We start from the raw sequence: 23,586 nt of genomic DNA, 5'->3' as shown, positions 1-23,586 counted from the left end.
GCTTCTTTTAGAATGTTATAAAGAATCCATCCAGCCAGCTAGAAGAACGATTCCCACCATTACAGCACTAACTAGAGTACCAATAAGAATATTAGCTGTTATCTCTTTGAGTCTCTCCTTTTTTGCGACCTTTTCATTAATCCGAGCAGCAACCTCTTGCCGGCGACCATGCTCTTCATAAATTCTTTGTCTAAGACTTTTATTTTCAACATGATAAATATATTTCATGAAAAACACTCCTTAAAAAGTTATTTTATCCCCTAGGCAATCTTGGTAATGAATGTCTCTAGGGAAATTTGCTTAGGTACCTGGCCAGTTTTCATTTGATAGTCCAAATCACAAATGTCCGATAGGATTATTAGTAATTCCTTGGAGGAATATCCCTCTGCTAATTTCATATTCATACTTACTACAAAGGGAGGAAGCTTTAATTTGGATGCTATCTCACTACTTGATAAATTAAGTTTCTTTAATTCACCTATTTGGAAAAGTATCCGAAATTGCCTACCAAGAAGATTAACTATCATAATGGGATTTTCTCCTTGTCTAAACATATCCTCTAGCATTTGGAAAGCATCTTCAGCTTTTTTTGAAACAATGGCATTTATCAGCTTAAAGATATCTTGCTCGAGGGTACGGGAAACCAAATTTTCTACATCCAACGGTCCTAATGTTTTGCCAATACCAATATGCAAAGTCATTTTTTTAATCTCCTGCTCTAATTGATATAGATTTGAACCAACATAAGAAACCAGTAAACTGTTCGCATCTTTATCAATTAAGATACCCTCACGCTTAGCTTGCTTTTGTATCCAATTAGATAATTGAGAGCCCTTCAGAGGCTTTGCTTCAAATACAGCAGCAACCTTTTTTAACTCTTTGACTACTTTCTTACGATTGTCCAATTTTTCATATGGCACTTGAAGGATAAGAATTGAGTCCTCATTTGGTTTTTCTAGATAGGACTGTAGAGTATCCAGGTTATGATCGATCTTTTCTTTGTTTTTCTCACTGGTTAAGAAATAGCAATCTTTTAGGATGATCACTCTCTTGCCACCAATGAAAGAAAACATTTGGCATTCATTGATGGCTTCTTGTAATGGGATTTCTCTAGCATCATGAATGCTAATATTCATTTCTTGTTCCTCTTCCGAAAGCTCCTGAAAAATAATTTCTCTTTTTCTTTGTTCAATCAGATAAGTTTCTGACCCAAAGAGTAAATGGATTAAACTGCTGCTCATTTTCTTTGCTCCCTTCTTTGTAGCTTTGTAACCAATAATGCGAAAAGAACCATTAAAACTGAATTAGTCAGCATGCTCACTAAATCCCCGATCAAAGAATATACAGCGACCTGGATTCCGAGATATACCCACATACTTAACAAGTAGGACCTCATTAACATAAAAACACTCCTTAAAAGGTATTTGGAAACGCAAAAAAGCACTCTATCCATTGATTAATCCATTACTACTAAGAGTAGGTTTAATCACTTGAATAAAGTGCTTTAAGTAATAAGTTTCTCATCCCGCTTGGGTTGAGTATTGTTGCAATTAATTAATACTCCCATTATACGAGAGAAATAATTGTTTTAACAGTGGAAGTAGTAAAAACTGGCTTATTTAGATTTTGTCACTCAGAAAAATGTAAATTCTAAAGAGCGTGAATGCAGTAAATATGATACCTGTAAGAGTAGCAATGATATTTTTAACTACCTTAATTAAGAAAACTAATAAAATAATACCTATAAGAAAAAACCAGGTATATTGTAGAGAAAGTAAATCTAAAAGAACTGTCATCCTCTTCTACTCCTATCATTTAATTTTTTGTGTTAAAAAAAAACACTTTTTTAGTAAAAGAGTCAATTAGACACAATTGTCCTAATGGATTCTATCACTGAAAAAGTGTTTTTATACCGAAGGTTTCTCTCCGCGTGGAGTGAACTGAAATAAAAAGATTGATTTAGGATAATTTTACCTTCATTATGTTTCTTTGGCAATAAGAATAAATTCCTTTACCCTTCCTACTTCAACAAATGAACTAGGAGACAATACACACCTCTTGGCTAGCATTTGAGCTCAGATATTGGTTAACATTCTAAGCACTGGAATCAGAGAGAGTCTCATAAGCTGTTCCTCCGGGTGTTTGCCTACGATGAGCCACCCCAGTCCATTGTCTGACATAAGCAGACCATATAACTCCTCTTGAAATACAACCTTTACTTTCTCTCATTTTATTGGTACATTTCACCTATGTTGGAGGCGAAATACTAATGAATGTTTTTGAAGGTGTAGAACTTAATACAGCTCAATTTTTCTGGCCAATAGTCATATTAATTGCAATGATGATTGGGACAACGCTACTGTTTCATTTACTGTTCAAGTGGCTACCAAGAGGAGTTTATAACATTTTTATTGGCCTCGCGGCACTTTTTGGCGCCTATATTTGGGCTGTGCCTTTGAACTTAGGATTTTACGAACTATTCAAATGATCATAATAGCAAATTGCCTAAAATAAGCTATTAGGTTATAATTTTACTAGAGGTTAGACCTACGTGGACTATGGGAACACCCCCACCCACAATGTAGCTAACCTTTTTTTGTGCTTTTTGCGGTAAGTGATGGACCCGTCCCCACATCTATAACGCTTCCACTAATACAAACTTCACCTTGTGTCGGTATAGTGGCCTTATTATTACGCTTGCAGCAGCTGGACTGCAATCAATAGGGAACTCACCGGTATCCATTTTATTGATCTACTTGGTCGACCCCTTCAAGGGAACTTTTCGACAATAATCTCATAAAATCAAATACATCTTTCAAGAAGCTTCAGACTTTTAAAGGAGTTTTATTGAACTATGTCGAATATATTTTTAGGCAAGGAGGTGATCTGTATGATTGACACTTTCCTTACTAAATGCACTTATTTTTTCGGTTTTGTTTGTATCCTTGGTTTGTTTAAGCTAACTTTTTTAGTTCATGAAATTGCTAACAATATCATGGAATACTTTACTTTACCGTTGTCCTAACTAACTACATTCTTTGTATCAATCGGGGAGTACATCTTTAATAGATGTGCTTCTAATTATTAGAGATACTATATAAAGGTCTCATTTCTATTCTTTCAAACAAAGTTAGTAGTAGTTTATTTTCATATGAAATATGCAATGATTGGGGATGAGTTTATAATGCAGTTTGATGATAGCGATTTTGAAAGAAGTTACGAGGAAGAGATAAATAATATAAATGCTCAACTTGAAAAAGAAATTTTGTTTGCGTTAGTGGGGGATGTTAACGCGGGTAAGTCATCAACCATTAATCAACTTATGGGGGAAGAAGTTTCTGCAGTTGGTCCAAAACCTGGGGTACAGACTGTTGTTGAGGAATATGCTTATAAAGATAAAATTATTTTTGCGGATACACCTGGACTAAACGATATAAATACTAAAAACTCTGAGGAAACGCTAAAGTTTTATAAAGAAGTCGATATTGTTCTTTTTTTCTTGAATGCAGCGGGAACAGTATTTTCTGAAGTTGAAAAACAATCTTTTGAAAACATAAGAAAATTGAATAAGAGAATCATTTTGGTGTTAAACAAAATTGATGCAGCAGAAGATATTCCAGGGTTAATTAAATTTATTGAAGAAGTAACAAATTTTGATTATAAGGTTGTCCCGATATCCTCAAAAACTGGTGAAAATATTGAAAAGCTAAGAAGTGAAATTCTAAATATCCTGGAAGAGAAAAAAAAAGATATTTTATTCGCTAGGCTTATAAAGCAAAAATCATCTACAGCAAACAAGTGGATTATAGCTGCAGCAACCTCCGCAAGTGCAGTAGGTGCTGCCCCAATTCCAGGATCCGATATAGTTCCCCTTACTGGTATTCAAGTCAGGTTAATGGTTAAATTGGCAGCGTTATATGAAAAACCACTTACAAAAGAACGGGCAAAGGAATTGGCCATTGCATCTTTGACTGGTAACATAGGAAAAAGTCTATTTAGGCAAGCTGTCAAGGTTATACCCGGAGCCGGACCCTTAGTAGGTGCTGGAGTTGCCGGGAGTATGACTTTAGCGTTAGGGTATGGACTAAAATATGCTTATGAAAACGACATCGAATTAAATGCAGAAGTTTTAAAAAACCTTTCTAATATGTTTCTTAAAAAGAAAAGTAGCCAATAAGGATCCCATTTGGATCCTTATTTATTTTTAATAAAAGGCTCTATGATTCGATACATCCTGGACATATGGGGAGTTCCCTTTATACACGAAAAAGCAGGTCAATGGCCTGCTTTCTCATTAGAGCGGTAGAAGTTCTATATACTTGTTAGACTTAATAATCATTTCCGCTCTTTCGCCCTTATATGTATTTCTTTGTAGATAGCCATAAGCTAAAATTCTCCTACCAAGCAATTGATTCTCTGTATAAGTGAAATGTTTAAAATTTTTTTCAAATACCACCAAACTAAATGGTTGCTGGCTTTCAAAGTTCAAGTAATAGACCTTTTCACGCTTGATAAATTTGCTGATAGTGCCATATACAAAGTAGGGTGTCTTTTTTTCGCGATTCTTGATGAGATTGTATGCTTCTTCAGGTGAAATAATCAGCTGCGAGAGTGGAATGCTTTCTCCCTTTACACGAATAATTATGGAAGCTAGTAGTTCTAATTGATTTTCTTGTATAAGCTTCACTACTGTCTTAAGGGAAGAAATACTTTTTGGAGAGGATGAGCTGTCTGTCTTAATGATTATTTCAGAAGTATTCTGTAGTTTTTGCACCCTCTCAGTTGCTTTTGTTTCATAATCAGGGTCCAAACGAGCCAAATTCAATTTAATAATTACTTGATCCAGGTTTTTCTCTAAATATTCTTGTTGGTATTGCCCTATCTTCTTTAAAGACTCTTCAAAGCTGAGTTTTCTAGCAAAGCCACAGCTTTTTTTATGGGAAGAGTCTCCTTTTCCAGTAGTTTTAAAGTGAGGCATTGTGTTCTCACTTGCAGAAATGAAGATTATGGGGGATTTGCAGTCAATACAAAACAATTTAGCGCCATGCTTTTCAACCTGATATTCATGTGCAGACACGAGTTTTCCTTTACCCATAGAAGCGATATTCAATGATAGCTGCTCCTTTATAGAGAAGTGATCGGGTTCACATTTAAAAATCGACTTACTTTCTGGAAATGTTCTGGATTAGAGTTCGTTCCAGATTCTAGCCTAGCAACGGTGGTCGGATTCAGACCGCACGCCTTTCCTACTTCAATTAATAGCAGATGTTTAGACTTCCTAGCTTCTCTTAGCATTTGGAATGATTCTTTTGATACTATATTCATTTTGGTTCCTCCTTAAAGTAAAAAAAGAAGGACGCAAATAAGGTATGATCCCTACTTGCGGTCCTTCCGCTTTTTTAAATAATATTTGGTTTATAACATTAATTTTAGCATGTTAAAAGACAAAATAAAAGGATTTATTGGGTGATTTTACAGCAATACCCATTCCGGTTGAGTATTGCGAAACGAAACAGCCACTCGTGCGGAGTTTTGAGCCACTATTTGCGGATTATGTGGCCAATGAATGCATATTAGAGAGCCGCTGACCTATATTAACCAATGGCTCTCTTGTTACTTAATTAACGTGTGGCTACTAAACTGTGCCGTTCGCGCATGGACATATTCCCATCAATAAGAATCTTGTAGGAATCATGCACTATCCGGTCCAGTATTGCATCAGCCACTTGTGCCTGCCCAAGTTTGGAATGCCACCCTTCGGGGGCAAACTGTGAACAGAAGATAGTTGGGGTAGCGTCAGGAAAATGCGGATTTACAACGTTAAGGAAACCAAAATATAAAAAGTCTAATTTCTCGGTGTTATAAGTGAAAAATTAGGCTTTAGTTACTTCATTAAAGCGCCTGATTGTTGAAGACTAAAGTTTATATTCACCAAGAAAATTGATGTGCTCTTATCCTAACAAATTTTATTTAGGACTTACATGTATGCCTTCACTCTCTCGCCAATCTGCGTAAAGTATACGCTTTACATTATCATATCCATTGGTAGTTAATTGGTTATCTAACCACTGTTGATCAAATCCGAGTTCATGTAAATTATCCCATAAAATTTCCCCATCTATAATTAACGATGTTGGGAGGTCTACTGGACTTTCTGGAAGATTGAGATCTTGCTTGTCTGGTTTTTGATACTTGGATTTTAATAATAAACTTATTTGCCCATTAGCTTCCAATATACCGTATTTGACTTCGCGAACTGAAAAGACATTATTTTGACGGAGTATACTCAATACTTGATTTACATCCAATTTGTTCTTTGTAAGTAACTTTCTGTCCATAACACCATCTCGAATGATGATGTTAGGATTGCCTAATAAGAGAGAACGTGTCGATTTATTTTTTAGAGTCATAAACTCTATTCCCAACATAAGAAACGTCCACAATCCGATGGCATATAAAAAATGAAAAATCCCTACCTTATCTTCATAAATGTTATTTCCTAAAAAATCTCCAAGTACTAACACAAAAACTAAGTGAAACGGGGTTAACTGATAGATGGATGTTCTGCCTGTTATGATAATGATAAAAAATAAAGTTGCAAAACCAACGATGACTTTGATCGTCAGTAAACCAATATTAACTTCTTCCAAAGTTTTTTCCTCCAATTTAAATTTTACTTAGTTGTAAGATCTTGAGGTTTAGATAAAGAGGCTAGTTTTAGTATTAAAGCTCGAGTTACAATTCCAACAATGATGTAATATATGAATGAATATCTGTATCTCGACTCTAAATAATTAACAAGTTTGACCCACTCGCAAAAGGGTTCACCTATATAGGCATATGTTAGTGCCATAATGATCTGGGCTAAAATAAAAGATTTCCATGTTCTAAAATATTGATATAACAACATGTAAGCTACAGGTACCATTGAAAAATCAAAAGGAAAGGCCCTGGGAATAAAAGGTAGGAATGCAATGGGGTAATCCCAAAAACTGTATTGTGCACCAACTACATCTAATAAGGTTGTTGTTATGATAATTATGGTACCAAACAACAAAATTTCTAAAATAATGTCTCGTTTAACGAGTTTAGACCATATAATCCAAGGTACAACTAAAAAACCAACTAATATCCACCATTCCCAAGTTAAAAATTCATTCTTTAGCCAATTATTTAATTCTAAAAGGTACAGTTTATCCTCTAATAAACGTATTTCCTTATCAAATATATTATCTATTGATATCATCCCTTATATTTAAATTAAAAAGTAACAGATATTTTTGAATTCAAACACTTTGAGCAGCCTGTTTAGTATTACCGTTTTTTAGTAATGAATTTCCATCGTAAAAAAAACCATATTGAAAGTTCTTCTAACACGGGTTTTCGACTCTTTTCAAATGAATCAGAAATATTTTAAAAACAATGAAATTTTTTAAATCTAGATTTAACATAGAACAATAAAAACAGGATACATCAACTTATAATAATGGAGAAAGCACGCGAGCACCCTGTTCAACAATGCGCTCGGTCAGGGATCGTTGCAACAAGTCTTCAATTCTTAATGGTACAGAATCAGTAAGATCCCTCTCGAACTGCTCTGTGAGTTCCCTTGCCACATCAGCACTGTACACGACTTGACACACCTCATAATTCAGGCGAAAACTTCTCATATCATAGTTTGCTGAGCCTACTTCTGCAATCTCCTCATCGATAATCAACACCTTCGCATGTATCATTCCTTTGTCGTACTGGTAGATTTGAACTCCAGCTTCTATAAGTTCTCCGTAATAAGTACGGCTTGCAAGACCCACGATTTTTTGATTATTCTGGCGAGGAACCAGCAATCTTACACGGACACCACGAGTTACTGCTGTCTTTAATGCCATGATAATATCCGTTTCTGGTACAAAATAGGGTGTTGTTAAATCAATAGTCTTGATCGCCTGTGTTATACCTATAAAGTAAGCTTGCCGAATGACTGGGGTAGGAATTCCAGGGTTTCCTTCCAACGTATGGATATACGCTTTATGCAATGTCCTAGTTTTTCCGGATATGTCCATTTCTTTATCATCAAGGGTGCTCAACTCTGATCCCAATTCGGCTGACCATTTGGAATGATCTGCTCTGCCGATTGAATTGATTTTCGTTACCTCTGATTTTGTTTTCAAATTTGTTTTTGATTTTATTCTTTCCGGCACAGCGATTTCCCAATGAACATCAAAAACAGTCTGCAAGTCGCCTGTTGCTTCCCCTATAATTTGCAAATGAGTGTCCCTCCAAAATCCTACGTCTGGCTTTAATCCTGTATATTCATACCCAACGTTCATACCGCCAGTAAAGGATTCCTTTCTGTCAATCGTCACAATCTTACAATGATCCCGATAATTCCAATTGGACAAAATCCAGGGAAATCGCAGAGGAAATATTGTCCTGCATTCTATCCCTGCTTCAACCATCTGCCGGATTTTTTCACGCGGGAATTTATAACTCCCCAAGCTATCTCTCATAAAACAAACCTGCACTCCATTTAATGCTTTTTCGATTAGCAGTTCTGTGATTCGATTACCAATTTGGTCGTTCCGATAGATGAAATATTCCAGATCAATGGTTTCTTGGGCTTTTTGCAGGGATACAAGGAGTTGATCATATTTTGCTATCCCATTGTTAAACACTTGGACTTGGCCCATTCGAAGCCCATTCACAGTGAAATGCCGTAAAGCATTGGCAATTACCGATGCTGAAGCACCGAATGTCTCAGGTAATTTGTTAGATTCATTTTTAGAACAGGTCAATCTTTTTCGATGAATAAACTTAGGGTTTGATATGCTAAGATATAGCCAGAAACCAATGACAGGTAAAAAAAGGACGATTATTATCCAATTCAAAGCCTTGGCAGGCCGACGAACTTCCCAAATTGCTATGAATAAGATAAAGAACGTATTTAACAGGTATAGATAAAAAATCCACTCCAACTGGAATCCCTCCTTCTGTTTCTCTTAATATGTACAAACTATGTAACCAGTATACGTATGGAATATGAAGGGATTGTCTGTTATATATTATGGACTACCTTTATAAGAACTTGTATAAGATATTAAGAACGAAAAAAAGAGAATTAAGGTTGGGAAAGTTCTGACATCAAGAAAGGAGTAATGATCTGGGCACTGTCCTAACTAGAGACTTAGTGATTTTGAAAATTACCATCTGGTAAATTCCTAAATATAGGTATAATTTTTTTTAAATTTGGAAAATGAAAGTGGTAAATGCAATAAGGAGTAAATAAGAGAAAACATTAATTTATATTGGGAGGAAATCGTCTTAAAATTAGTCGTTAACATCTTTTTTGTTAATGGTTAATGAATGTTCGGTATCTCTAACAGCAGCATAAAAATATCTTTGATTTGAAGATATCCCTTTGCCTTTAGTTCTTCCTTTAACCACTTTTCATTTTTGTTGATTAATTTTAAATTACGCTTTTGCACTTTCCCTTCAATGACAACGGCTATGGGTAATCCGCGGTATTCCACTTTCATATGTAAATCTTTTGGAGTAATAGGAACTAATTCTTTTCTTGGAAAAATGCTAATTTCACCTGTTGCTTCCAAAATCGCATATTCAATATCGTGAATATCCGGATATCCTGATGTTCTTAAATTAGACAACAGCTCAGGTAAAGGATATCTACTTTCCTTTAAATTTCGATAGATAATTTTCCCGTGTTTAATTAGAATAGTCGGTTTTCCGATAATAAAAGGGTTTAACTTATTTAATAAACTTAACTTTAATATAAATAGATGAATTCATGTTATTACAATGATTCCAATAATCCCCTCCATCACTCCGTTACTTTAATAGAACCAAAAGCTAAATAAGATAAAAAAAGAATCGCTCCAAAATCATGAGGGGTAAGTTGGGCTAGAGCTGATTTCCCTAAAATTTTTACTGCTACAATAAACACAATGTAGATAAAAATAACTTTAACTAAAAAAATAGACACTTCTAACGCCTCGTAAAAAAATTCACCTTAGTCCGAAATTGGACTAAGGTTTTTAAACTTTTTCCAATTAAAAATGGTATCTTTTTTTCGTCATGTATGAATCTAAGCTAAATCCTTATCCTTTTAAAATAGGGGTCACTTTATCAATGGCTTCTTGTAATTTTTCACTGTTTAACCTATACATTTGTTTGGCCTCTTTTGATTCCGTTCCAAGAGCAAATAGTTCTAAGTCTGCTTGACATTTTTTCAAGGTTGAAAGAATTAAGGGTCTTTCTTGAGGGGGTGCGACTTGTAATTTATCGTCAAACAGATCAATCGTTAACTCTCCGTAAGAATTAACCTGACCAAGAAATACATTTTCAATCGTTACCCCTAGTTTTTCTAATTCAGTATGTAGCCAAGCCCGACTTCGTCCAATCGTGGCTAGTGGTTCATCCATTATTGCACCATCCATAATAATGGTCTGAGGCTCCTTGATTGAAGCAACCTTCAAGTTTATATCCTTTGCTGTTAAAGGTTGATTTTCTTTCTTTAGCATCACAGATAAATCACCTGTTGCCTCTAAAACAGCAAATTCTACATCAGAGACTTGAAAGACATCCTTCCTGCGAAGTAGCTCTAACAGTTCATCTGTCGTATATCTTTCCTTTTTTAAATTATCTTCCATAATCTTCCCATCTTTGATAAATACAGTTGCTTTTCCTTCTATAAAATTGCGAAAACGTTTACTTTTTAATGAAATTAAACCAGTGAAAAAGGGAATAGCCGCAAAAATGACAATTCCAATAATTCCGTGAAAAATGTTCCGTTCAAGTCCCATAGCTACTTCTGCACCAATATTTCCAATAGACATACCGGTGACATATTCAAAGAAAGATAGTTCTGAAATTTGCTTTTTCCCTAACAATTTTGTAATGAAAAATAAAACAGCAACAAATAATGCTGAGCGTACAGCTATATCTAACCATTCAGGCACTGCTTACACCCCCTGTAAATATAGTTTTTCTAGAAACCTTTGTACTGAAGTTCCTCTCCTTCTAGTTCTCCTACTCTTTTTGTTAAATCTTTTGTTACTTCGTGTACTACCATCATAGCCTCATGCAAAGTTCGCTTCGATTCATCATCAAGAGTCCGTAATGCTAAACTTGAGAGACTTGCTTCTACCCCTTTTAGACTGGCAAAACACTGTTTAACATCTGATCCTACTGTCATCCTAATTCTCCTTATCCTTTTGGCTTAAAAATTAAAGCTCCTATCATGCCGAAAACAATGGCAGCTGAAATACCAGAACTAGTTACTTCAAACATTCCTGTCAGTACACCAACTAACCCATGTTTTTCTGCTTCCTGCATCGCACCATGAACAAGCGAATTCCCAAAACTTGTAATCGGAACGGTAGCCCCTGCCCCAGCAAAATCAATCAAAGGCTCGTATAGTCCAAATCCATCTAAAAGCGCCCCAATCACTACAAGAGCACTTAAGGTATGACCTGGTGTCAATTTAAATACATCAAACATAATTTGCCCAATGATACAAATTAAACCGCCTACGACAAAAGCCCAAAAATAGATCATGTTAATTGTTCACCTCCGTATTCAATTGACACTGCATGGGCGATACAAGGAATTGTTTCATTTTGCTGAAAGGACAACGGTGAAAGCAAAGCACCTGTAGCCACAACTAACATTCGTTTAAATTCACCTTTTTTCATGCGGTTTAATAAATGCCCATAAACTACCGTTGCTGAACAGCCTGCACCGCTTGCTCCTGCAAGAACGGGTTGTCCTTCCCGATAAATCATAAGGCCACAATCTTGGTATTGTTCTTCACTAATAGGAGTTCCATGCTTTTTAAATAGATCCATGGACACTTCCTGTCCGATTTGGCCAAGGTCACCGGTTACAATTAAATCGTAATAAGATGGCTCAACATTTCGTTCCTTTAAATGGGCTTCAATGGTATCAACCGCAGCTGGCGCCATAGCTCCTCCCATGTTAAATGGATCTGTCAATCCCATATCGATTACACGACCAATTGTGGCAGATGTGACATGAGGTCCTTCCCCAGAATCACTTAATAGGGCTGCACCTGCACCAGTAACCGTCCATTGTGCCGTAGGTGGCTTTTGTCCACCATACTCAGTTGGATACCGAAATTGTTTTTCAACAGCTGTATCATGACTGGAAGCTCCTGTTAACAAATATTTCGCTCCTTTTGTATTTACAATATAAGCACCTAGAGCCAGTCCTTCCATCGAGGTAGAGCAAGCACCGAATAAGCCAAAATAAGGCGCTCCAATCGTTCTGCTAGCGAAACTTGTTGGGGTGATTTGATTGATTAAGTCCCCAGCTAGGATAAATTGAACTTGATCCTTTTGTATGCCCCCTTTTTCCATGGCTTTTTGGCAAGCCTCTTCAAAAAGGATTTTATGTGCTTTCTCATAGGAATCCTGCCCAAGCCATAAATCAGCATGAAGAGTATCGAAATCATCTGGGATAGCACCATTGGCTTCAAATGGTCCACCAACGGTTCCAGTGGAGATAATGACAGGCTTTTGTTCGAAGATCCATGTACGATGACCTGCTAGCATTATAAACCACCCCACTGGATTAAAGTGGTTTTAATTAAGGCAATGACAAAAGCAGAAAAAACACCAAATAAAATAACCGCCCCCGCTAATTTAAACATGTTGCCACCTACGCCCAGTACAAATCCTTCGGTTCGATGCTCAATGGCAGGCGATATAACCGCATTGCCAAAACCTGTTACAGGTACAGCTGTTCCAGCCCCACCAAATTGGGCCATTCGATCATATACGCCAAAACCAGTAAGAAGCATTGTAATAAAAATTAACGTACCCACCGTCGGATTTCCGGCCGTTTGCTCAGTAAAATCGAAATAATAAATGTAAAAGTCTGAAATAAGCTGACCAATCAAACAAATAAGTCCACCGGTTAAAAAGGCCTTAATACAATTTTTAACAACCGGTCTTTTGATCTCTCGTTGTTTTTGCAATTTTTGATATTCCTGTTGCACAGGAGTAAGTTGTTTCTTTTGATTGTTAGACATAACTCGATCCTTCCTCTTTAGGTTTGTTCCTTCATAAGACTTTTCAGTTTGTTCAAATCATTTTTTAAGTTCTTCTTATTCATATCGTTTTTTTTCAGTCTTTGCTCGACCTTTTCAAGCTCCCAGAATATTTTTTTATCAGTCGAAACAAAAACTTTATAGTCGGGATATTTTTTTTCTAAGTCGGATTTTACTGACTTCTCGATACTCTTTAATCGAAATCGATCAAAATTCTCAACTTTAATCGCTGCCATAAGCTCTTTATCAGTATTCACAGCTTTTACGTCTGTAATATCTTCCTTGGCAATTATCTTTTCTTTCGCATGATTGGCAACGGATTGATCAATTGGCTTACTTGTATGTACTTGTGAAATACCAAAAGTACTATTACCTTGAATAAATTCATTTTGATTACCATTACATCCTGATGCGAAACCAATGACCATTATAATAAAAAGTAGGTTTTTCAATGTGGTTATTTTATCTTTCAAAAAAATCACCTCCATTTTTTTTCATTATTTGAACAGCTGAAAAAAGGTTGGTTAAGAGGCCAACCTTTTTTCGCCTTACTAATTACTGTTGTTTGTATTGAGGTTCTTCTTGTTCGATTTGTTGAACACGTGGTTCAATGCTGTCTACAACGGATTGGGTTTGCTTAGCTGCATCTTGGTAAAGTTGCTTAGCTTGTTGATTATCTGTACCAAGAGCAAATGTTTCAAAACTTGCTTGAGCACTTTTCAATCCTGCTAGAGCTGTTTTAACGTCATTTATTACTGTCATGATAATTTCCTCCTTGAATTTTTTTTACTCTTTTATTTTGCTTTATGGAAAATTTTTTTATTCAATGATTTTTGGGAAATTTAAATCTAAATTATTTTTGACGTATAGCTCCATTTTTTCGATAATAACCCCTTTTCCATATCCCCATCAGTTCTTCTATTTCTCGTTGACAGCAATAGCTCTTATAACTTTTCATTTTTTCTTTTCTCAACTTCAATTTCTTTTACACCCTTACCTTTATAAAATAAGATGATTGTATTTCCTGAAAGGACTAATATTTTTCCCATTTTTCGGATATTATCCCAAAGTTTTAAGAGTTTCTCCCTCTTAATCATCCTATTTATGGGTATTTAACATTGAAAATGTAATAACAAAGATAAACGCATGCATTTGTTGAGTATTGCGAAACGAAAAGCCACTTGTGCGGAGTTTTTGGAGGTTAGTATAAAAAGTGGACATAGGTACTGGCGTCATGTTTAAATCGTATACAACAATAAAAAGGGCGTGTATAAACATGGCAGTGAACCAGAAAAAGTATGCACCAGAGTTTAGAGAATATGTGACCAAACTAATCGTTTTAGACGGTCGTAAGGTCGTGGATGTAAGCAGAGAACTTGATATTCCTTATCACACTCTTCAGAAATGGACCAGCGCTTTCCGTAAAAAACAGCAGGCGGCTGAGAAAGAAAAACAAAACCAGTATTTGACCGCTTCTGAATACAAAGAAATGTATGAAGCCGAAAAAGCGAGAAAGCTGGAGCTGGAAGAGGAGAATGCGATTCTAAAAAAGGCGATGCACATCTTCACGCAAGAAAAGAACTAAGGTTTGCCTTCATATATGAACATAAAAATGAACATACCATCGTGAAGATGTGCGAAGTACTAGGTGTATCCACCTCTGGTTATTATGCTTGGGAAAGAAGACAAAGCCAGGAGGAAACTGAAAGGCAAAAGCAGAGACGGCATCTGGACGAAAGAATCCTGTTTCATTTCCACGACAACCTGGGGACGTATGGAAGCCCGAGAATCCACCGGAAACTTGTCACCAAGGATGGCATGACAGTTTCTCTTAAAACAGTGTCAAACCGAATGAGAGATCTGGATTTATATGCCACACCGCCAATCAAATATACTCAAACCACTGATTCGGATCATCAGCAGCGTGTATTCAAGAATGAGCTGAACCGGGAGTTTAAGCCAGAAAAACCTAATCGTGTCTGGGCAACCGATATTACTTATATCCATACCGGCGAAGGATTTCTATATCTCAATCCAGTTTTAGACCTGTTTTCCCGCCGGGTTATTAGCTATGCCATTAATGATTGTATAGACGTCAAACTGCCATTAAAAGCTTTAAAGAAAGCACTCGAACTCCGCCACCCCTCCAAGGGGTGGATCCACCATTCTGACCGTGGTAGCCAGTACTGTTCCAAAAAGTATATTGAAGCCTTGGAAGGGGCCAAAGCCTCCATCAGTATGAGCCGAAAAGCCACTCCTTATGATAATGCTTGTGTAGAGTCATTTTTTGCCTCACTCAAGAAAGAGTATTTGTACAAGTTTGTATTTAAGACGAAAGCAGAAGCCATTGGAGCTATCCAGTTTTATATTCACTTTTATAATCACAAAAGATTGCACTCCACTCTCGGTTACGCCACCCCGATTGAATATGAAAAGGCGTATAAAGAGGCACAATATCAAGACGCCAAAGAAGACACATTGTCCTATGCTTGAAGGAAGCATTGCCTCTCAGATGGTTCCTTCAAGCATAGGCCTCCAAGCGAAGTGAAAACGGAGTGCGGAAGAAAAAAGTACGCCACTACCAGGCATAAAAGTGTCTACTTTATTGACAGAACTCCATTTTGAGCCACTATTTGCGGATTATGTGGCCAATGAATGCATATTAGAGAGCCGCTGACCTATATTAACCAGCAGCTCTCTTGTTACTTAATTAACGTGTGGCCACTAAACTGTGCCGTTCGCGCATGGACATATTCCCATCAATAAGAATCTTGTAGGAATCATGCACTATCCGGTCCAGTATTGCATCAGCCACTTGTGCCTGCCCAAGCTTGGAATGCCACCCTTCGGGGGCAAACTGTTAACAGAAGATAGTTGACGTTCTCTTCAGTCTCGCTTCCACAATCTCCAAGAGGTGGAGCACCTGGTCTTGAGAAAGCTCCGTCAGAAGCCATTCGTCCAATATCAATAAATCAATCGTTCTGTATTTCTGAATCAACTTTCGAAAACTTCCGTCCGCTTCATATTTCGCGACTGCCAGTTCGTCCAGTAGTTCAGGTAACCGAATATACTTCACTTTGTGGAATTGAGGACAAGCCTGTATGCCGAAGGCGTTAGATAGCCAGGTCTTCCCATTGCCGGATGCGCCCATCAGTATGATGTTGTGGTGCCGTTGGATGTAGTTGCCGGAGGCGAGTTCCAGTATTAGCTGCTTGTCCAGCTTACGGTCAGGGTGATATTCAATTAGTTCTATGGCTGCGGTAGGGTCTTCAAAAGTTGCCTGTTTGATTAGTCGTTCAAGCTTATTGGATTTTCTACGGTCATACTCATGATCAATCAAAAGGTTGAAGCGGTCGTCAAAATCCATGCCATGAAAGTCCTTGTTTTCATTCTGCATTTGATAAAGTTCCGCCATCCCGCTCATCTTCATCTCCGTCAATTTCCTTAATGTCTCTTCGTTGATCATTGGCCATTCCTCCCAAAATATTCAGCGCCTCTTACAAACCCGTAGTCCTCCGTCTGAGTCTCATGAATTCTTTCTTTGTTCTTCTGTTTTTTCTTCTGCCTCTCCAGGATGCTTTTATAAACGGCAACTGTTGGATTCGAGGAAATCTCCAATAGAGTCTTAGCTGCTTCTTCCAGTTCGGCACTTGTTCTTCTAGAAGCAATGTTCCTCAATGTGCTCAGTATATTTAAAGCCATCTTTTCGGCATTCGCATTCATAATATGTTCGACCAGGCACTCCATATTCTGCCCGATGTCTCTTGCCCATTTCCGATTGTTTTCGGGATTGTGGTCGAGATACAGCCTGTGATTATCCGGCATATGGTCCGGATTTGTAGAATAGCGATCATCTGCTTTCTTTTTGCGAGGATGGGATGCAATCCGCACTTCTTTAAAGTACAATTCAATTAAATCCGCTGTCATTCGGACATCGACATTCTCGCGGACGTATTCATAGGGAACGGAATAGAACTTGTAATCCACTTGCACGTGATAGTTCGGCTGCACTTTTGCAGTTGCCCATTCCGTCATCTTGAACCGTGTTGGGGGAAGAGGATGAAGGTGGCTCTTCTCTTCTTCTTCAAACACATTTCGTCTGTTTCCCTCCCTTTTTTGAAAGTCAGTGGTATTTATCTCTTCTAGTTTTTCAAAGATACGGGCGTTCAGATCCTCAAGGTGAAAGCATTGATAGTTTCGCAAGGAGGCTATGATCTGCCTGGAAATGTACCCAACCGTCCCCTCAACACTTGGTTTATCCTTGGGTTTACGTACTCTGCTGGGCACAACGACCGTGCGATAATAATCGGCGAGTTCCCGGTACGCTTCATTAATTAAAGGGTATCCCCGCCGGGCGGTAGTAACACCTGTCTTTAAGTTATCTGGTACAATCACTTCTGTAACACCGCCAAAATATTCGAATGCATGAATATGTGCCTGAAGCCAGGAAGATGACTTCATATCCAGAAAGGCCTCAACGTAGCTTAACTGACTGTATGGCAAAGTGGCGATAAATACATATGCAGGTATAACTTCCCCAGTCACATTATCCGTAATTTTCAGAGTGGAACCTGCCCAGTCAACCTCTAAGATCTCACCCGGCTTCCTCCGGATGGGCATGGTCAGTTTGTGCTTCTTCGCATATTTCCCATACTTTTCAGCGAATGTACGATATGCATAGGGGACTTTTCCCCCTTCTCTGGAAATGCTTGCATATTCGTGATGCAGGAGAGTGAGTGTGACATTCTTCTTTTGAAGTTCTTTGTGCACCCACTCGAAGTCAACTGGGCAATAGCCCTTTTCAACCGCTTGCTTCTCAGGAAATAGGTAAGTCTCAAGCCATTCATTATTCATGGCCTCCTCTAAATTCTTTATCCCTTTTTGATTGGCACGCTGTAAAACTTCAGCGACCGTGTTTCGTGAGTGACCCGTGCTGGAGCTAATGGTTCTTTGGCTAATGCCGTCCACCCCCATAACCAGAATCTTACGATAATTGATCACAAAAAAATCCTCCTTCTACTTGAGTGTCATGCCTGCAGGCATGCTCCCTAAGTATACTAGAGGAATTTACTGATTGGCCTCGTACTACGCAAACAGTGGCTCTATATTTGCAATCAATGGCTTTATTCTACGCACAAGTGGCTCATTCGCTTTGCAATATTCACCGGTTGAGTGATAATATTCTTTGGCTTATTGATTAGTTGGGAATTTCTCAAAAGCTCTCTACAGTTAAGTGATCCGTGCATTACTTTTTCTTTTTTCTCCTGGTTGTAAAAAAGGTTACAATCAAGTCAATTGTTTCTATTATTGCGTCAAGTATCATTCTAATTCCTCCTCAAAATGAAAAAAGGACACAAATAAGGTACAATCCCTACTTGCGGTCCTTCCGCTTTTTAAATAATATTTGGTGTTTAATAAGCATTCTGTGTCTATTGAGCATGTATTCCGACACGATTTTTAATCAAATGGGGAATTTATAAGATCTTCATCTTGATTGTCTATTGCAATTTACAATCCATAATTCCCGTCATTAACCTCGATAATTCTCTGAAAAGCATCATATACTTTATTTTTCCATAAATTATTTTCAGCGTAGCTAGTAACTTTTTCATTAAGTTTTATTAAGACTTCGGCTAGATTTTCACCAATGACAACTGGAAGCCATGAACCTTCATTATGGAAGTACTCACCTATCTCCATACTCTCAATATCTCTACCATCCGTAATTTCTCGGATTTCATACACATGGTTTGTATGAGGTGCTATAATAGCCCAAATTCCTCTGCTATACCGGTCATCCCAGCATTGTAACACCCAATCATTTTGTGAGATCAATGCTTGTAATTTATCCATACTTTAGTATTCTCCTATATTTAATTAATGTACATAGTCTGTCTATGGAACTGCATTTTCCGAAATAAAATTACTGATTATAGATTTCTTGCAATTCTGCTTCACAGGCTTCATCAGTCATAGTGTCTAACAGCTCTTCCTCATACCCGATTTCAATTAATATTTTTCTTGCACTGGCCATATTTATAGCTCCTTTGCAATTTGAGTCTTTTTATTTATACCCTTATGAATCATCCACAAGTTATTTCAATACCGTTTACTAACTATTGGGTTATTCATTAGGATATTTTCGCGCTATGTAAGAAGTTTAAAAAAGTCTATATTTGTTCAAGATTTTTAATATAAGTACAAAATAAGGAGCTGTTTTTATTGGTTGGTGCACTAGAAAAAATCATCAAGGTCGATACGCCTTGCCAAATGGCGACTACTTTACTACTGGAGACTATATTGAATTCAAACTCGACCATAAGCAGTGGATTAAAACCACTGTCCACCACAATCATAAAGATTATTACCTAGTGGGATTTCCTAACTTAAAAATGGAAGGTCTAATTGCGAGAAAGGCTTACATTTTCTCGTTTTAAACGTACATTTGTCTTAAGTTATCATTAAAAATCCCTCTTCAAAGCATCTTCATATTCTAGGTATTGTAAGTTATCACATGCCTCCGAACACATAGGGCACTCAAAAGAAAGACTGACATTATAGGTTTCTTTCCTGCAATTAGCACACGGTCTTTTATTTGATCCGACAATGCACCAGGTTATTTTTTCGCTATCCATAAAGCCTCCGGTTACGCTAAATATGTCTACTGCGCTTTGTTTTCGTATAGCTCATTAGCCTTTTACTTGAATAATCCTATTTATGCCTATCTCATAAGACTCACTTGAACTAACAATAACTAGAGCAGTATCCTTTCGATGAAGGAAATCAATGCTTTGTATGTCCATAGACTGTTGATTCCCTTTTAAGTCCTCATATTTTAGTTTCATATTTCAATTCCTCCTTCTAGTGAGCATTTTTTATCTATTGGACTTTATTTTGGTAATGTTTTATCAAAAATCAGCGTTCAGAATGTAAATTCTTCTGTTTTTTGATTATCCCTGTAATATATAGTAAGAATATAACCGTCAATATCTGAAGTTCTATTTCCTTCTCGTTCTGCACTAGGAGCATATTTTTTGTTACCTTTCCGATAACTAAACTGCTTAAAACATGTTTGTGTATCTATCGTAATACTTAATAACTTGTCCCAATTCCAATTGTCATTAATAAGCTGCAACTTATTTATTTTTTCAAAATGGTGAGTAGAATAAATCAGAAAAATGGCGTGTTCAACAAACTTTTTATTACCTTTAAAGAATTCTTTGATCTCATATATGGCTTCTTCTTTCGTCATTAGTTCGACTTCTTCAAAGTCTTTTACTTTATCCAAAATAACCTCTCCTTTTTACCGAACTAAGCATTTGACTTTACAGGTTACGGAAAGGAGCTGCCACAAACATTCTGCCTCTAAACAGCGGGTAAAGCCTTGGATCACATGAAGACATGGGTGTGTATATTACCTGGCTAATGGCGAAGGCTTTTCCTTGTCCATAATAAATCCAGTTATAGAGGTTCTTGTTTATGTTCCTAAGCTCTGCAATATCCGTCATAACCTTTTTTAATTTATGATGATTACGGTTTTTATTGCCTTGGTCATATAAATGAATTTGTTTCTGGTTTATATCAATATGAACTTCAAAGTTTTCTTTAGAAATAATTGAGGATTCCATAACTTCTCCTCTTTATAAAGATTGTAGTGGTTCTGTATAGGCCAGGTCTTGATCTGTGATGTTTAGTTCATATTTTGCCTGGTTAAAAGCTGCGGTGTTCAGTGATTCTTTTATAACTGCTTCTAGGCCTGGTAATTCTTTTAGTGCTTTTTTTCTTTCTGCATCTGTACCGTAGTTTACCATGCCATTTAGAATGATCAGTTTTTGTAGTAAAATAGCTGTATCGAGTTGATGTAAACCCCTAAAGTCTGGTTTAGTCATAAATGCTCCTCCTTAAGGTATCTGTTTGTTTAATCATATTATATCTGTAGAATTTGGCAAATTTATCAATAAATATAAAACGCGGTTATTATTTAACTGTGGAAATGATAAGAATGTGCATAAATTTAATTCACTTTTATTAGGTCGCTTTCTTTATAGAATCTGATTGTATCTCTGGCATTAAGTTGGTCTATTAGGAATATGTCGTCAGAAATATCTAATATAAAGTCTGCCATACAAGAAATTTCATTTATTAAACCATTCAAATCATTTGTCGATATTCTACCATGCATTGAATAAGCATTGTCCCCTAAATCGACAAGAATTTGTGCATATTTTTTTACTTCTATTTCATAATGTTCACTTGGTTCTATCATTTGAATATATTGAGGGATTCTCCTTATCATTAACAACTGATAACATAAGGTAAATTCAGCGATTGTTATGATTTCTCGATTACTCATTTTTGATAGTCGTTCATTTGAAATGTTCACAGGAATATCAACTCCATTCTTTTACATATAAAGTGGTAATTTATATGAGTTATCCTTCATTAGCAACAATCTATACGTAAACAGCGATATAAAGAATACTTAAAAAGAAAGCGATACAAAATAAATCGGTCTTCCTTTAAGTGAAAGCATTGTTACCTGGATAAGCCTTACATGAAGTTTAAGATCGTGGACAAATAATGTTGGACCTGTTTAACTCTCTCAGCTGCAGATCCTTCAATGGTTTTAAAAAAGTCTTTCCCTTGCTCTGTAATTCGTAGGTGTCTGATTGTTCTGGCTTCACTCTCCCAGCGGCCAGTTAGGATTCCTTCCTTCTCCATTTCTTTGGCCAAATCGTATAGATATCCCTCACTCCCGCTCCAGCCGAATTTCATCTTAGAATACTGATCCACGCCTGCTATATGGATGCTTTCACGCTTAAGAGCCATTTTTAAGGCGACATATCGGCATAAGTCTTTCACGGAAACCAATTTTGAAAAATAGAGACGATGCTCTTCAGATAATTGTTTCTCGACTGGAGGATTAGTTCCATTCCGGGTAAGCTCGAAGACAAAACGATCAATTACTTTTTTTACTTCACTTACTTGCTCCTTAAAGTTTTGCTGAAACCATGAGTAGAGGTCTCTCCCTTGGCCGGTTATACGGTAATAAGTAATGTTACCTTCTTTTGAGGCAACAAGATCCCCATTGGCAGCTAAATGGTTGGCCACTTTATAAAAGTAACTAAAACTATGACTTTTATGGTGTAGGGTTTCTGACATTGATTGATATAGCGTTTTGGGGTTATTCGGTCCTTCAAGTAGGTGTTTTAATATAAATAATGTAATTAACTGTCTTTGGCTAAGTCCTGCTGTTTCTAATTTATTTAACATCGCGGCCTCCTTACCAGATCTTTCATACATCTATTAATATAAATACATTGCTTAGCCAATAATTTTAACACAGAAGAATACGGTGAATTATTCGTTTTTTAAATTTTTTCCTTGCGAGTCACTCTGAATTTATAGTGTATAACAGACTCTTTTAATAACTGCTGCACCTGGTCGTCGCTTAGATTCCTTAATGCCTCTAATGTTTGTATAATGGTCACTTTTCTCCATTCTCCATTCGCTTCTTCGACAGTAAGATGTTCAAAAGGAACTAGTATCCCTTCGGCAAGCAGGCCTTCCTTAGACATTTCATAAGTAGTATATGAAACCAGGCTTTCTACCGGTATTCCTTTTCTCATCGTTTCCATGGCCTCGAAAAAATCCATTGTTATACTTCCTTTCCCCTTTGTTTTATAAGTTTTTTGATATCCAGCCTTTTTCCTTCAGCAAGCAAACTATAAAAATCCTCAGCGGACCATGCAGCAGGAATTTCATTAATCTCCTCTGCAGATAGTACTTCTAATGTGGTTTTGCTAATTTCCACCTTATAAAGAGGGCCGCGGCCCTCGAACTGCTTAAGTACAAAAAAGGAACCTTCGCTTTCAGATAAGGCTTTGGCAGCCAGGCTTTGTGCTTGATCAAACAGAATGGGTATCTCAGCAAAACTTGAGTACTTAAGGGCCGAAATTTCATGTAGAGCACTTTCTAATTTCTTTACCCTTTCTAATAGAGAAACGTTGGACATATAAAGGCCTCCTTATTATCTAGGACGTTATTTTAGGTTACATTGCTCCATCAAAGACCTCGATAGAGGAATATTCCATGCTTGTAGATGTAACCCAGCCCTCCCCTACTTGTTTTTTCCTTACTAGCCTTTTTTTTTCTTTATGTTTTCGGACCCATTTATTCTTCCGACCATTTTGTAAATCCGAATTTATCAAATAATTCAATGTTTCGGATTCATTTCATTTCTCGAAGCATTGAATTCTTCGAATTTATTTTATCGAAAGGTTGGGTGAGAGTTTGTCGCGCGCAACGGGCCAAGATTTGGGATAAGCATGCTGCAAGGCAATCGGGCCAAATAACATAAAACCGTGTTGGTAAGGGTCGATAAGACCCTCGAATTGAACAAGAAAAGTTATTCCGGCAAATACAAGTGGGAGAAAGGGAGATCTGGGCTACCTCTAAGTAGCAATTACTCTAACGAGGTCCCCTATGGAGCAAGATATTCT

At 37.0% G+C, this 23,586-nt stretch carries 29 protein-coding genes and 3 pseudogenes; 5 read left to right on the top strand and 27 right to left on the bottom strand.

Annotated features, from left to right (window positions below):
- Positions 1 to 15 precede the first annotated feature (15 nt).
- Both CYJ37_RS23820 and holA read right to left on the bottom strand, forming a co-directional pair.
- Entirely contained in the window at positions 16 to 228 is a 213-nt protein-coding gene (locus CYJ37_RS23820) for a hypothetical protein (RefSeq protein ID WP_101552382.1), read from the bottom strand.
- Between the two features lie 32 nt (positions 229 to 260).
- Positions 261 to 1,241 (bottom strand): DNA polymerase III subunit delta, encoded by a 981-nt coding sequence (gene holA, locus CYJ37_RS23815; RefSeq protein WP_101552380.1) that lies wholly within the window; start codon positions 1,239 to 1,241, stop codon positions 261 to 263.
- Between the two features lie 1,028 nt (positions 1,242 to 2,269).
- Here holA and CYJ37_RS23810 point away from each other — a divergent pair.
- The gene (locus tag CYJ37_RS23810) at positions 2,270 to 2,488 is read left to right on the top strand and encodes a hypothetical protein (RefSeq protein WP_101552378.1); all 219 of its coding nucleotides are present in this window, start codon (positions 2,270 to 2,272) and stop codon (positions 2,486 to 2,488) included.
- 696 nt (positions 2,489 to 3,184) lie between these two features.
- Positions 3,185 to 4,177, top strand: a complete 993-nt coding sequence (locus CYJ37_RS23805; protein WP_253619247.1) for a GTPase — start codon at positions 3,185 to 3,187, stop codon at positions 4,175 to 4,177.
- A gap of 117 nt (positions 4,178 to 4,294) precedes the next feature.
- On the opposite strand, the gene CYJ37_RS23800 is transcribed toward CYJ37_RS23805, so the two are convergent.
- The 14 genes and pseudogenes from CYJ37_RS23800 to CYJ37_RS23735 all read right to left on the bottom strand — a co-directional run bounded on the left by CYJ37_RS23800 (position 4,295) and on the right by CYJ37_RS23735 (position 13,846).
- Complete coding sequence (locus CYJ37_RS23800; protein WP_101552376.1) at positions 4,295 to 5,110, bottom strand: hypothetical protein; 816 nt, start codon at positions 5,108 to 5,110, stop codon at positions 4,295 to 4,297.
- A 14-nt stretch (positions 5,111 to 5,124) separates the two neighbouring features.
- The gene (locus CYJ37_RS23795) at positions 5,125 to 5,325 is read right to left on the bottom strand and encodes a helix-turn-helix domain-containing protein (protein WP_101552374.1); all 201 of its coding nucleotides are present in this window, start codon (positions 5,323 to 5,325) and stop codon (positions 5,125 to 5,127) included.
- Positions 5,326 to 5,621: 296 nt separating this feature from the next.
- Positions 5,622 to 5,786 (bottom strand): annotated as a pseudogene (locus tag CYJ37_RS23790) (ATP-binding protein); the annotation flags it as partial.
- 180 nt (positions 5,787 to 5,966) lie between these two features.
- A complete protein-coding gene (locus CYJ37_RS23785; protein ID WP_101552371.1) occupies positions 5,967 to 6,650 on the bottom strand; it encodes a DUF421 domain-containing protein in 684 nt (227 codons plus the stop codon).
- Positions 6,651 to 6,673: 23 nt separating this feature from the next.
- Positions 6,674 to 7,246: a CBO0543 family protein gene (locus CYJ37_RS23780; RefSeq protein ID WP_101552369.1), complete on the bottom strand. Its 573-nt coding sequence runs from the start codon at positions 7,244 to 7,246 to the stop codon at positions 6,674 to 6,676.
- A 232-nt stretch (positions 7,247 to 7,478) separates the two neighbouring features.
- Positions 7,479 to 8,972: a phospholipase D-like domain-containing protein gene (locus CYJ37_RS23775; RefSeq protein ID WP_101552367.1), complete on the bottom strand. Its 1,494-nt coding sequence runs from the start codon at positions 8,970 to 8,972 to the stop codon at positions 7,479 to 7,481.
- Between the two features lie 352 nt (positions 8,973 to 9,324).
- Positions 9,325 to 9,997 (bottom strand): annotated as a pseudogene (locus tag CYJ37_RS27855) (DUF421 domain-containing protein).
- Positions 9,998 to 10,112: 115 nt separating this feature from the next.
- Entirely contained in the window at positions 10,113 to 10,973 is an 861-nt protein-coding gene (locus CYJ37_RS23765) for a DUF421 domain-containing protein (protein ID WP_101552365.1), read from the bottom strand.
- Positions 10,974 to 11,002: 29 nt separating this feature from the next.
- Positions 11,003 to 11,209: a DUF1657 domain-containing protein gene (locus CYJ37_RS23760; RefSeq protein WP_101552363.1), complete on the bottom strand. Its 207-nt coding sequence runs from the start codon at positions 11,207 to 11,209 to the stop codon at positions 11,003 to 11,005.
- Between the two features lie 11 nt (positions 11,210 to 11,220).
- Positions 11,221 to 11,571: a stage V sporulation protein AE gene (gene spoVAE, locus CYJ37_RS23755; RefSeq protein ID WP_098797242.1), complete on the bottom strand. Its 351-nt coding sequence runs from the start codon at positions 11,569 to 11,571 to the stop codon at positions 11,221 to 11,223.
- Positions 11,568 to 12,587: a stage V sporulation protein AD gene (gene spoVAD, locus CYJ37_RS23750; RefSeq protein WP_061794311.1), complete on the bottom strand. Its 1,020-nt coding sequence runs from the start codon at positions 12,585 to 12,587 to the stop codon at positions 11,568 to 11,570. The genes spoVAE and spoVAD overlap by 4 nt, the downstream gene beginning before the upstream one ends.
- Positions 12,587 to 13,066 (bottom strand): stage V sporulation protein AC, encoded by a 480-nt coding sequence (spoVAC, locus tag CYJ37_RS23745; RefSeq protein WP_009336486.1) that lies wholly within the window; start codon positions 13,064 to 13,066, stop codon positions 12,587 to 12,589. The genes spoVAD and spoVAC overlap by 1 nt, the downstream gene beginning before the upstream one ends.
- 17 nt (positions 13,067 to 13,083) lie before the next feature.
- The gene (locus tag CYJ37_RS23740; RefSeq protein ID WP_009336487.1) at positions 13,084 to 13,557 is read right to left on the bottom strand and encodes a YhcN/YlaJ family sporulation lipoprotein; all 474 of its coding nucleotides are present in this window, start codon (positions 13,555 to 13,557) and stop codon (positions 13,084 to 13,086) included.
- Between the two features lie 82 nt (positions 13,558 to 13,639).
- Entirely contained in the window at positions 13,640 to 13,846 is a 207-nt protein-coding gene (locus tag CYJ37_RS23735) for a DUF1657 domain-containing protein (protein ID WP_009336488.1), read from the bottom strand.
- A 514-nt stretch (positions 13,847 to 14,360) separates the two neighbouring features.
- Between CYJ37_RS23735 and CYJ37_RS23730 the strand changes: the two genes are divergently transcribed.
- Positions 14,361 to 14,669, top strand: a complete 309-nt coding sequence (locus tag CYJ37_RS23730; protein WP_180827434.1) for a transposase — start codon at positions 14,361 to 14,363, stop codon at positions 14,667 to 14,669.
- 11 nt (positions 14,670 to 14,680) lie between these two features.
- Positions 14,681 to 15,577, top strand: a complete 897-nt coding sequence (locus CYJ37_RS23725) for an IS3 family transposase (RefSeq protein WP_257964301.1) — start codon at positions 14,681 to 14,683, stop codon at positions 15,575 to 15,577.
- Positions 15,578 to 15,794: 217 nt separating this feature from the next.
- Here CYJ37_RS23725 and istB read toward each other — a convergent pair.
- The 3 genes and pseudogenes from istB to CYJ37_RS23710 all read right to left on the bottom strand — a co-directional run bounded on the left by istB (position 15,795) and on the right by CYJ37_RS23710 (position 18,937).
- A pseudogene (gene istB / locus CYJ37_RS23720) lies at positions 15,795 to 16,550 on the bottom strand (IS21-like element helper ATPase IstB).
- Positions 16,547 to 18,085: an IS21 family transposase gene (gene istA, locus CYJ37_RS23715; protein WP_101552357.1), complete on the bottom strand. Its 1,539-nt coding sequence runs from the start codon at positions 18,083 to 18,085 to the stop codon at positions 16,547 to 16,549. Before istA ends, istB begins: the two are co-directional and overlap by 4 nt.
- A 507-nt stretch (positions 18,086 to 18,592) precedes the next feature.
- A complete protein-coding gene (locus tag CYJ37_RS23710; protein WP_101552355.1) occupies positions 18,593 to 18,937 on the bottom strand; it encodes a hypothetical protein in 345 nt (114 codons plus the stop codon).
- A gap of 368 nt (positions 18,938 to 19,305) precedes the next feature.
- Between CYJ37_RS23710 and CYJ37_RS27475 the strand changes: the two genes are divergently transcribed.
- Complete coding sequence (locus CYJ37_RS27475; protein ID WP_257964300.1) at positions 19,306 to 19,521, top strand: DUF5348 domain-containing protein; 216 nt, start codon at positions 19,306 to 19,308, stop codon at positions 19,519 to 19,521.
- A 252-nt stretch (positions 19,522 to 19,773) separates the two neighbouring features.
- Here CYJ37_RS27475 and CYJ37_RS27470 read toward each other — a convergent pair whose 3' ends face one another.
- From CYJ37_RS27470 to CYJ37_RS23675, 8 genes are all read right to left on the bottom strand, one after another.
- A complete protein-coding gene (locus CYJ37_RS27470) occupies positions 19,774 to 19,929 on the bottom strand; it encodes a hypothetical protein (protein WP_180827432.1) in 156 nt (51 codons plus the stop codon).
- Positions 19,930 to 20,006: 77 nt separating this feature from the next.
- Positions 20,007 to 20,372, bottom strand: a complete 366-nt coding sequence (locus CYJ37_RS23705; protein WP_101552353.1) for a hypothetical protein — start codon at positions 20,370 to 20,372, stop codon at positions 20,007 to 20,009.
- A gap of 37 nt (positions 20,373 to 20,409) precedes the next feature.
- Positions 20,410 to 20,712 (bottom strand): hypothetical protein, encoded by a 303-nt coding sequence (locus CYJ37_RS23700; protein WP_101552351.1) that lies wholly within the window; start codon positions 20,710 to 20,712, stop codon positions 20,410 to 20,412.
- A gap of 12 nt (positions 20,713 to 20,724) precedes the next feature.
- A complete protein-coding gene (locus CYJ37_RS23695; RefSeq protein ID WP_101552349.1) occupies positions 20,725 to 20,973 on the bottom strand; it encodes a hypothetical protein in 249 nt (82 codons plus the stop codon).
- Between the two features lie 125 nt (positions 20,974 to 21,098).
- Positions 21,099 to 21,467 (bottom strand): hypothetical protein, encoded by a 369-nt coding sequence (locus CYJ37_RS23690; protein ID WP_101552347.1) that lies wholly within the window; start codon positions 21,465 to 21,467, stop codon positions 21,099 to 21,101.
- A gap of 167 nt (positions 21,468 to 21,634) precedes the next feature.
- On the bottom strand, positions 21,635 to 22,357 hold the full coding sequence (locus tag CYJ37_RS23685) for a helix-turn-helix transcriptional regulator (protein ID WP_180827431.1): 723 nt from the start codon (positions 22,355 to 22,357) through the stop codon (positions 21,635 to 21,637).
- Between the two features lie 98 nt (positions 22,358 to 22,455).
- Positions 22,456 to 22,740: a hypothetical protein gene (locus CYJ37_RS23680; protein WP_101552342.1), complete on the bottom strand. Its 285-nt coding sequence runs from the start codon at positions 22,738 to 22,740 to the stop codon at positions 22,456 to 22,458.
- Between the two features lie 2 nt (positions 22,741 to 22,742).
- Entirely contained in the window at positions 22,743 to 23,099 is a 357-nt protein-coding gene (locus CYJ37_RS23675) for a hypothetical protein (RefSeq protein ID WP_101552340.1), read from the bottom strand.
- Positions 23,100 to 23,586: the final 487 nt, after the last annotated feature.

The organism is Bacillus sp. UMB0728 (genome assembly GCF_002858875.1).
GTDB classification, from domain to species: Bacteria; Bacillota; Bacilli; order Bacillales; family Cytobacillaceae; genus Bacillus_AB; species Bacillus_AB infantis.
This window is presented reverse-complemented; position numbering and strand designations above follow the sequence as displayed.

What these genes read in the sequence shown, in the direction of transcription:
- CYJ37_RS23820 (WP_101552382.1), bottom strand. Translation starts at nt 228, where the DNA reads ATGAAATATATTTATCATGTTGAAAATAAAAGTCTTAGACAAAGAATT.
- holA (WP_101552380.1), bottom strand. Translation starts at nt 1,241, where the DNA reads ATGAGCAGCAGTTTAATCCATTTACTCTTTGGGTCAGAAACTTATCTG.
- CYJ37_RS23810 (WP_101552378.1), top strand. Translation starts at nt 2,270, where the DNA reads ATGAATGTTTTTGAAGGTGTAGAACTTAATACAGCTCAATTTTTCTGG.
- CYJ37_RS23805 (WP_253619247.1), top strand. Translation starts at nt 3,185, where the DNA reads ATGCAGTTTGATGATAGCGATTTTGAAAGAAGTTACGAGGAAGAGATA.
- CYJ37_RS23795 (WP_101552374.1), bottom strand. Translation starts at nt 5,325, where the DNA reads ATGAATATAGTATCAAAAGAATCATTCCAAATGCTAAGAGAAGCTAGG.
- CYJ37_RS23780 (WP_101552369.1), bottom strand. Translation starts at nt 7,246, where the DNA reads ATGATATCAATAGATAATATATTTGATAAGGAAATACGTTTATTAGAG.
- CYJ37_RS23760 (WP_101552363.1), bottom strand. Translation starts at nt 11,209, where the DNA reads ATGACAGTAGGATCAGATGTTAAACAGTGTTTTGCCAGTCTAAAAGGG.
- spoVAE (WP_098797242.1), bottom strand. Translation starts at nt 11,571, where the DNA reads ATGATCTATTTTTGGGCTTTTGTCGTAGGCGGTTTAATTTGTATCATT.
- spoVAD (WP_061794311.1), bottom strand. Translation starts at nt 12,587, where the DNA reads ATGCTAGCAGGTCATCGTACATGGATCTTCGAACAAAAGCCTGTCATT.
- spoVAC (WP_009336486.1), bottom strand. Translation starts at nt 13,066, where the DNA reads ATGTCTAACAATCAAAAGAAACAACTTACTCCTGTGCAACAGGAATAT.
- CYJ37_RS23735 (WP_009336488.1), bottom strand. Translation starts at nt 13,846, where the DNA reads ATGACAGTAATAAATGACGTTAAAACAGCTCTAGCAGGATTGAAAAGT.
- CYJ37_RS23730 (WP_180827434.1), top strand. Translation starts at nt 14,361, where the DNA reads ATGGCAGTGAACCAGAAAAAGTATGCACCAGAGTTTAGAGAATATGTG.
- CYJ37_RS23710 (WP_101552355.1), bottom strand. Translation starts at nt 18,937, where the DNA reads ATGGATAAATTACAAGCATTGATCTCACAAAATGATTGGGTGTTACAA.
- CYJ37_RS27470 (WP_180827432.1), bottom strand. Translation starts at nt 19,929, where the DNA reads ATGAAACTAAAATATGAGGACTTAAAAGGGAATCAACAGTCTATGGAC.
- CYJ37_RS23700 (WP_101552351.1), bottom strand. Translation starts at nt 20,712, where the DNA reads ATGGAATCCTCAATTATTTCTAAAGAAAACTTTGAAGTTCATATTGAT.
- CYJ37_RS23695 (WP_101552349.1), bottom strand. Translation starts at nt 20,973, where the DNA reads ATGACTAAACCAGACTTTAGGGGTTTACATCAACTCGATACAGCTATT.
- CYJ37_RS23685 (WP_180827431.1), bottom strand. Translation starts at nt 22,357, where the DNA reads ATGTTAAATAAATTAGAAACAGCAGGACTTAGCCAAAGACAGTTAATT.
- CYJ37_RS23680 (WP_101552342.1), bottom strand. Translation starts at nt 22,740, where the DNA reads ATGGATTTTTTCGAGGCCATGGAAACGATGAGAAAAGGAATACCGGTA.
- CYJ37_RS23675 (WP_101552340.1), bottom strand. Translation starts at nt 23,099, where the DNA reads ATGTCCAACGTTTCTCTATTAGAAAGGGTAAAGAAATTAGAAAGTGCT.